Origin of the sequence: Rhizobacter sp., from assembly GCF_035702065.1 — a bacterium.
Lineage (GTDB): Bacteria > Pseudomonadota > Gammaproteobacteria > Burkholderiales > Burkholderiaceae_C > Rhizobacter.
The window spans coordinates 1-7,385 of sequence record NZ_DASSRA010000033.1; the positions used below are offsets into that span (position 1 = coordinate 1).

Consider the following 7,385-nt stretch of genomic DNA (forward strand, 5'->3'; position numbering starts at 1 on the left):
ACCGCCAGCCTGAACGAGAGCGACAGCGACGCGCTGCTCGAGCTGCTGCTGGAGCTCAAGGCGCAGGGCGTGACCTCCATCCTCATCTCGCACAAGCTCAACGAGATCGCCAAGGTGGCCGACGCCATCACCGTGCTGCGCGACGGCAGCACCGTCGAGACCATCGTCTGCGGCGACACGCCGGTGAGCGAAGACCGCATCGTGCGCGGCATGGTCGGGCGCGACATGGCGCACCGCTACCCGCCGCGCATGCCCAGCATCGGCGACACCGTGTTCGAGGTGCGCGACTGGCGCGTGTACCACGCCCAGCACGCCGAGCGCGAGCAGATCAAGGGCGTGAGCCTGCACGTCAAGCGCGGCGAGATCGTCGGCATCGCCGGCCTGATGGGCGCGGGGCGCACCGAGTTCGCGATGAGCATCTTCGGCCGCAGCTACGGCCAGCGCATCAGCGGCACGGTGCTCATGCACGGCAAGCCGGTCGACGTGAGCACGGTGCGCAAGGCCATCGACTGCGGCCTCGCCTACGTCACCGAAGACCGCAAGGGCTACGGGCTGGTGCTGGAAGAAGACATCCAGAAGAACATCAGCCTGGCCCACCTGGAAGGGGTGGCCGACGGCGGCGTGATCGACACCGGCCGCGAGTTCAAGGTGGCACGCGAGTACCGCGCGGCCATGAACATCCGCTGCTCCGGCGTCGACCAGCAAGTGGTCAACCTCTCGGGCGGCAACCAGCAGAAGGTGGTGCTCAGCAAGTGGCTGTTCACCAAGCCGGAGCTGCTCATCCTCGACGAGCCAACGCGCGGCATCGACGTGGGTGCCAAGTACGAGATCTACACCATCATCGACAAGCTCGCGAGCGAGGGCAAGGGCGTGCTGATGATCTCCAGCGAGCTGCCCGAACTGCTCGGCATGTGCGACCGCATCTACGTGATGAACGAAGGCCGCTTCGTCGCCGAATTCCCCGTGGCCGAGGCCTCACAAGAACGAATCATGCACGCCATCGTCAAATCCGGAGGCTCCGTCCATGCAGCGTGAGCAAATCCCTCCCACCTCGTCCGCCTCGCCGGCGGCCAGCAACGCACCGGCCGCGCCGAGTTCGACCACCGGCTTCCTGAAGAACAACCTGCGCGAGTACGGCATGTTGATCTCGCTGGTGGCCATCATGGGCCTGTTCCAGTACCTGACCGACGGCACCCTGCTGCGCCCGCTCAACCTCACGAACCTGGTGCTGCAGAACAGCTACATCGTGATCATGGCGCTGGGCATGCTGCTGGTGATCGTGGCCGGCCACATCGACCTGTCGGTGGGTTCGGTGAGCGGCTTCATCGGCGCGGTGGCCGCGGTGCTGATGGTGCAGCACGAATGGAACTTTGTCGCCGCCTCGCTGGTGTGCATCGCGGTCGGCGCGGCCATCGGCGCGGCGCAGGGCTGGTTCGTCGCCTTCGCGCGCATCCCGTCGTTCATCGTCACGCTGGCCGGCATGCTGGTGTTCAAGGGCCTGGCGCTGGCGTTGCTGGCCGGGCAGTCGGTCGGCCCCTTCCCCGAGCTGTTCCAGAAGCTGAGCTCGGGCTTCATCCCTGATCCCCTGGGCGGCGACACGCTGCGCACCACCTCGCTGCTGATCGGCGCGGTGGCGGCGGTGCTGCTGGTGGTCTTCAAGGTGCGCGGCCGCGCCCAGCTCGCGCGGCACGGCATGGTCACCGAGCCCTACCTCTTCTTCCTGCTCAAGAACGCGGCCTTCGCGCTCATCATCCTGGCCTTCAGCTGGCTGATGTCCACCTACAAGGGCCTGCCCAACGTGCTGATCGTGATGGCGGTGCTCATCGTCGCCTACGACTTCATCACCACGCGCACCACCGTCGGCCGGCGCATCTACGCGCTGGGCGGCAACGAGAAGGCGGCACGCCTGTCGGGCATCAAGACGCAGCGCCTCTCCTTCCTCACCTTCGTCAACATGGGCGCGCTGGCAGCGCTGGCGGGCCTGGTCTTCGCCGCGCGCCTGAACACCGCCACGCCCAAGGCGGGCCTGGGCTTCGAGCTCGACGTGATCGCCGCCTGCTTCATCGGCGGCGCCTCGGCCTCGGGTGGCGTGGGCAAGGTGATGGGCGCGGTGATCGGCGCTTTCATCATGGGCGTGATGAACAACGGCATGTCCATCCTCGGCGTGGGCATCGACTACCAGCAGGTCATCAAGGGGCTGGTGCTGCTCGCCGCGGTGTTCGTGGACGTCTACAACAAGAACAAGTGATGAGTTGCCTCCTGCACTGCCTAGACACGCGGGCCGAGCGCCGGGCCGCTCCCAAGCCGGCCCGAGCCCCCTCGGGGGACCGCGCGCCGTACCCGGCGAGCGGGGGGCGGTCATGACGCCCATCCTTGAGTTGACGAACATCGACAAGAGCTTCGCCGGCGTGAGCGTGCTGCGCGACGTGCAGCTGCGCCTCTTCCCCGGCGAGATCCACGCCCTGATGGGCCAGAACGGCGCCGGCAAGTCGACGCTGATCAAGGTGCTGACGGGCGTGTTCGAAGCCAGCCGCGGCGAGATGCGCCTGGCCGGTGAGCCCATCCAGCCGCGCTCGCCGCTGGAGGCGCAGAAGCTCGGCATCAGCACCGTCTACCAGGAGGTCAACCTCTGCCCCAACCTGTCGGTGGCCGAGAACGTGTTCGCCGGCCGCTACCCGCGCTGCGGCGCGCTGCAGGGCTTTCGCATCGACTGGGCCGAGGTGAACCGCCGCGCCCGCGAGCTGCTGGGCCGCATCGGGCTCGACATCGACGTGACGCAGCTGCTGGGCAGCTGCTCGGTGGCCGTGCAGCAGATGGTGGCCATCGCCCGCGCGCTGGGCGTGCAGAGCAAGGTGCTGATCCTCGACGAGCCCACCTCCAGCCTGGACGAAGACGAGGTGCAGAAGCTCTTCGCCGTGCTGCGCCGCCTGCGCAGCGAGGGCATGGCCATCGTCTTCATCACGCACTTCCTGAACCAGGTGTACGCGGTGTCCGACCGCATCACGGTGCTGCGCAACGGCCAGTGGGTGGGCGAGTGGCCTGCCGCCGAGCTCGGGCCGCAGGCACTGATCTCGGCCATGCTGGGCCGCGAGTTCGCCGCCAGCGCGGGCGCCGCCGTGCCCCTGTCCGGCACGCAGAGCGACGCTCCGGCGCTGCTGCAGGCCGAGGGCCTGGCCCAGGCCGGCAAGCTGCAGCCGGTGAGCCTGAGCCTGCGCGCTGGCGAGGTGCTGGGCCTGGCCGGCTTGCTGGGCTCGGGCCGTACCGAGCTCGCGCGATTGCTCTTCGGCCTGGAGTCGCCCGACCAGGGCACGCTGCAGGTCGATGGCCGCGCCGCACACTTCTCCAACCCGGCCGACGCCATCGCGCAGGGCCTGGCACTGTGCCCCGAAGAGCGCAAGACCGACGGCATCGTGGCCGAGCTGTCGGTGCGAGAGAACATCGCGCTGGCGCTGCAGGCACGGCAAGGCGTGCGGCGCTTCATGTCGCCCTCCGAACAGACCGAACTGGCCGAGCGCTTCGTCAAGGCCCTGGGCATCAAGTGCGCCGACGTCGACAGGCCCATCGCCCTGCTCTCGGGCGGCAACCAGCAGAAGGCGGTGATCGCGCGCTGGCTCGCCACCGAGCCGCGCGTGCTGATCCTCGACGAGCCCACGCGCGGCATCGACGTGGCCGCCAAGCAGGAGATCATGGACGAGATCCTGCGCCTGGCGCAGGGCGGCATGGCGGTGTTGTTCATCTCGTCGGAGATGAGCGAGGTGCTGCGCGTGTCGCACCGCATCGCCGTGCTGCGCGACCGCCGCAAGGTGGGCGAGCTGCCCGCCGGCAGCAGCGAGGCCGCGGTCTACGAACTCATCGCCGCGGAGCACGAGCATGCGTGATCGCGTCGCACGCCTCTTCCAGCACCGCCTGGCCTGGCCCGCGGTCACGCTGTTCCTGCTGCTGGCCGTCAACGCCATCTTCAACCCCGGCTTCCTGCACCTCGAATGGCGCAACGGCCACTTGTACGGCAGCCTGATCGACATCCTCAACCGCGCGGCGCCGCTGATGCTGGTGTCGCTGGGCATGACGCTCGTGATCGCCACGCGCGGCATCGACATCTCGGTCGGTGCGGTGGTCGCCATCGCCGCGGCGCTTGCGGCCTGGATGATCGGCGGCGCACTGGTGGTGGTCGATGGCGTGGCCACGCACGTCACGCGCTTCCCGATGCCGCTGGCCATCCTGGCGGCCATCGCGGTGGCGGCGCTGTGCGGGCTGTGGAACGGCCTGCTGGTGGCACGCGTGGGCATGCAGCCCATCATCGCCACGCTGATCCTGATGGTGGCCGGGCGCGGCATCGCGCAGCTCATCACCAACGGGCAGATCATTACCATCTACTACGCGCCCTACTTCTTCCTGGGCAGCGGCTACCTGCTGGGCCTGCCGTTCTCGCTCTTCATCGTGGCGGCGGTGTTCATCGCGCTCTACCTGGCGATCACGCGCACGGCGCTGGGCCTGTTCATCCAGTCGGTCGGCATCAACCCCGAGGCCTCGCGCGTGGCGGGCATCAAGGCGCGCGCCATCACCATCGGCGTGTACGTGTTCTGCGGCGCCTGCGCCGGCATCGCGGGCCTCTTGATCAGCTCCAACGTCAAGAGCGCCGACGGCAACAACGCCGGCCAGCTGATCGAGCTCGACGCCATCCTGGCCGTCACGCTGGGCGGCACCCTGCTCACCGGCGGGCGCTTCAGCCTGGTCGGCAGCGTGCTGGGGGCGCTGATCATCCAGACGCTCACGTATGCCATTTACTCGCTGGGCGTACCGCCCGAGATCAACCTGGTCGTCAAGGCGGTGGTGGTGTTCGCGGTGATGCTGCTGCAGTCGGCCGAGTTCCGCGACAGCGTGCGGTCCCTGGTGCAGCGGCCACCGCGCGGGGAGGTGCGGCCATGAGCAGCAGCACCACATCCACCCGTCATCCCGACGAAGGTCGGGATCCACTGCCACGAGTGGATGCCGGCGTGCGCCGGCATGACAACGACCGGGCCGTGCGTTCCCCGATGAAGCTCAACCCCAAATACGTGCCCCTGGCCGCGACCATCTCGCTCTTCATGCTGATGGCCACCATCGGCTCGGTCTCGTACACCGGCTTCTTCTCGGCCCAGGTCTTCCTCAACCTGTTCATCGACAACGCCTTCCTGATCATCGTGGCGGTCGGCATGAGCTTCGTGATCCTGGCCGGCGGCATCGACCTCTCGGTGGGCTCGGTGATCGCGTTCACCACCATGGTGTCGGCCACGCTGGTGCAACGCCACGGCTGGCCGCCGGCGCTGGTGATCCCGCTGGTGCTGGGCATCGGCACGGCCTTCGGCGCCTTGCAGGGCTTCCTGATCGAGCGCTTCCGCCTGCAGCCCTTCATCGTCACGCTGGCCGGCATGTTCCTGGCGCGCGGCCTGTGCTACCTGATCAGCATCGACTCGATCGACATCACCGACCCGACCTACTCGGCCATCTCGCAGGCACGCATCCCGGTCTGGTCGTTCGGCGAGGAGACGGCCTCGCTGTCGGTCGGCGCGCTGATCGCCATCGCCGTGCTGCTCGTCGCGATCTTCGTGGCGCACTGCACCGCCTTCGGCCGCGCCGTCTACGCGGTGGGCGGCAGCGAGCACTCGGCCATGCTGATGGGCCTGCCGGTGCGCGGCACCATCATCGGCGTCTACACCGTCTCGGGCTTCTGCTCGGCGCTGGCCGGCGTGGTGTTCACCTTCTACATGCTCTCGGGCTACGGCCTGCACGCGGTGGGCCTGGAGCTCGACGCCATCGCCGCGGTGGTGATCGGCGGCACCCTGCTCACCGGTGGCGTGGGCTACATCTTCGGCACGCTGTTCGGCGTGCTGATGCTCGGGATCATCCAGACGCTCATCTCCTTCGACGGCACGCTCAGCTCGTGGTGGACGCGCATCGTCGTCGGCGCCCTGCTGTTCCTCTTCTGCCTGCTGCAGCGCCTGTTCACCGCGCGTCGCGGCCGGCCTTCCTGAACCCGACACCCTCCTCATGACCTCGTCCACCAAACCCAAACTTCGCTCCACCGAGTGGTTCGGCACGGCCGACAAGAACGGCTTCATGTACCGCAGCTGGATGAAGAACCAGGGCATCCCCGAACACGAGTTCGACGGCCGCCCCATCATCGGCATCTGCAACACCTGGAGCGAGCTGACGCCCTGCAACGCACACTTCCGCAAGATCGCCGAATCGGTCAAGCGCGGTGTGTCGGAGGCAGGCGGCTTCCCGGTCGAGTTCCCGGTGTTCAGCAACGGCGAATCCAACCTGCGCCCGACCGCCATGCTCACGCGCAACCTGGCGAGCATGGACGTGGAAGAGGCCATCCGCGGCAACCCCATCGACGCGGTGGTGCTGCTCACCGGATGCGACAAGACCACGCCCGCGCTGCTGATGGGCGCGGCCAGCTGCGACGTGCCCGCGATCGTGGTGACCGGCGGCCCCATGCTCAACGGCAAGCTCGAAGGCAAGGACATCGGCTCCGGCACCGCGGTGTGGAAGCTGCACGAGGCCATGAAGGCGGGCGAGATCAACCTGCACCAGTTCCTCTCGGCCGAGGCCGGCATGTCGCGCTCGGCCGGCACCTGCAACACCATGGGCACGGCCTCCACCATGGCCTGCATGGCCGAAGCGCTGGGCACCTCGCTGCCGCACAACGCGGCCATCCCCGCGGTCGACTCGCGCCGCTACGTGCTGGCGCAGATGTCGGGCATGCGCATCGTCGAGATGGCGCGCGAAGGCCTCTCGCTGTCGAAGATCCTCACGCGCGAGGCCTTCGAGAACGCGATCCGCGTCAACGCCGCGATCGGCGGCTCGACCAACGCGGTGATCCACCTCAAGGCGATTGCCGGGCGCATCGGCGTGCCGCTCGCGCTCGAAGACTGGACCACCATCGGCCGCGGCACGCCCACGCTGGTGGATCTGCAGCCCTCGGGCCGCTTCCTGATGGAGGAGTTCTATTACGCCGGCGGCCTGCCCGCGGTGCTGCGCCGCCTGGGCGAGCACGGCCTGCTGCCGCACCCCGGCGCGCTCACCGTCAACGGCCGCTCGCTGTGGGACAACGTGCGCGACGCGCCCAACTTCAACGACGAGGTGATCCGCCCGCTCGACAAGCCGCTGCTGGCCGACGGCGGCATCTGCGTGCTGCGCGGCAACCTCGCGCCGCGCGGCGCGGTGCTCAAACCCTCGGCCGCCTCGCCCGAGCTGCTCAAGCACCGCGGGCGCGCCGTGGTGTTCGAGGATTTCGACCACTACAAGGAACGCATCGTCGACGAGAGCCTGGAGGTCGACGCCAGCTCGGTGCTGGTGATGAAGAACTGCGGCCCCAAGGGCTACCCCGGCATGGCCGAGGT

General features: G+C 68.4%; 6 protein-coding genes. All 6 read left to right on the top strand.

Annotation, left to right across the window (positions count from 1 at the left end):
* The coding region (locus VFL64_RS01455) for an ATP-binding cassette domain-containing protein (RefSeq protein ID WP_489538598.1) at positions 1-1,035 on the top strand (1,035 nt) is incomplete at its 5' end.
* Positions 1,025-2,248, top strand: a complete 1,224-nt coding sequence (gene mmsB, locus VFL64_RS01460) for a multiple monosaccharide ABC transporter permease (RefSeq protein WP_489538599.1) — start codon at positions 1,025-1,027, stop codon at positions 2,246-2,248. The genes VFL64_RS01455 and mmsB, both read left to right, overlap by 11 nt.
* Positions 2,249-2,360: 112 nt before the next feature.
* Complete coding sequence (locus VFL64_RS01465; RefSeq protein ID WP_489538600.1) at positions 2,361-3,878, top strand: sugar ABC transporter ATP-binding protein; 1,518 nt, start codon at positions 2,361-2,363, stop codon at positions 3,876-3,878.
* Entirely contained in the window at positions 3,871-4,926 is a 1,056-nt protein-coding gene (locus VFL64_RS01470) for an ABC transporter permease (protein ID WP_489538601.1), read from the top strand. The genes VFL64_RS01465 and VFL64_RS01470 overlap by 8 nt, the downstream gene beginning before the upstream one ends.
* Positions 4,927-5,033: 107 nt before the next feature.
* The gene (gene yjfF, locus VFL64_RS01475) at positions 5,034-6,011 is read left to right on the top strand and encodes a galactofuranose ABC transporter, permease protein YjfF (protein ID WP_489538603.1); all 978 of its coding nucleotides are present in this window, start codon (positions 5,034-5,036) and stop codon (positions 6,009-6,011) included.
* A 16-nt stretch (positions 6,012-6,027) separates the two neighbouring features.
* Positions 6,028-7,385 (top strand): IlvD/Edd family dehydratase (locus tag VFL64_RS01480; protein ID WP_489538602.1); only part of this gene is annotated, 1,358 nt, incomplete at its 3' end.

Coding starts and splice junctions, on each gene's coding strand:
- mmsB (WP_489538599.1), top strand. CDS start 1,025: ATGCAGCGTGAGCAAATCCCTCCCACCTCGTCCGCCTCGCCGGCGGCC.
- VFL64_RS01465 (WP_489538600.1), top strand. CDS start 2,361: ATGACGCCCATCCTTGAGTTGACGAACATCGACAAGAGCTTCGCCGGC.
- VFL64_RS01470 (WP_489538601.1), top strand. CDS start 3,871: ATGCGTGATCGCGTCGCACGCCTCTTCCAGCACCGCCTGGCCTGGCCC.
- yjfF (WP_489538603.1), top strand. CDS start 5,034: ATGAAGCTCAACCCCAAATACGTGCCCCTGGCCGCGACCATCTCGCTC.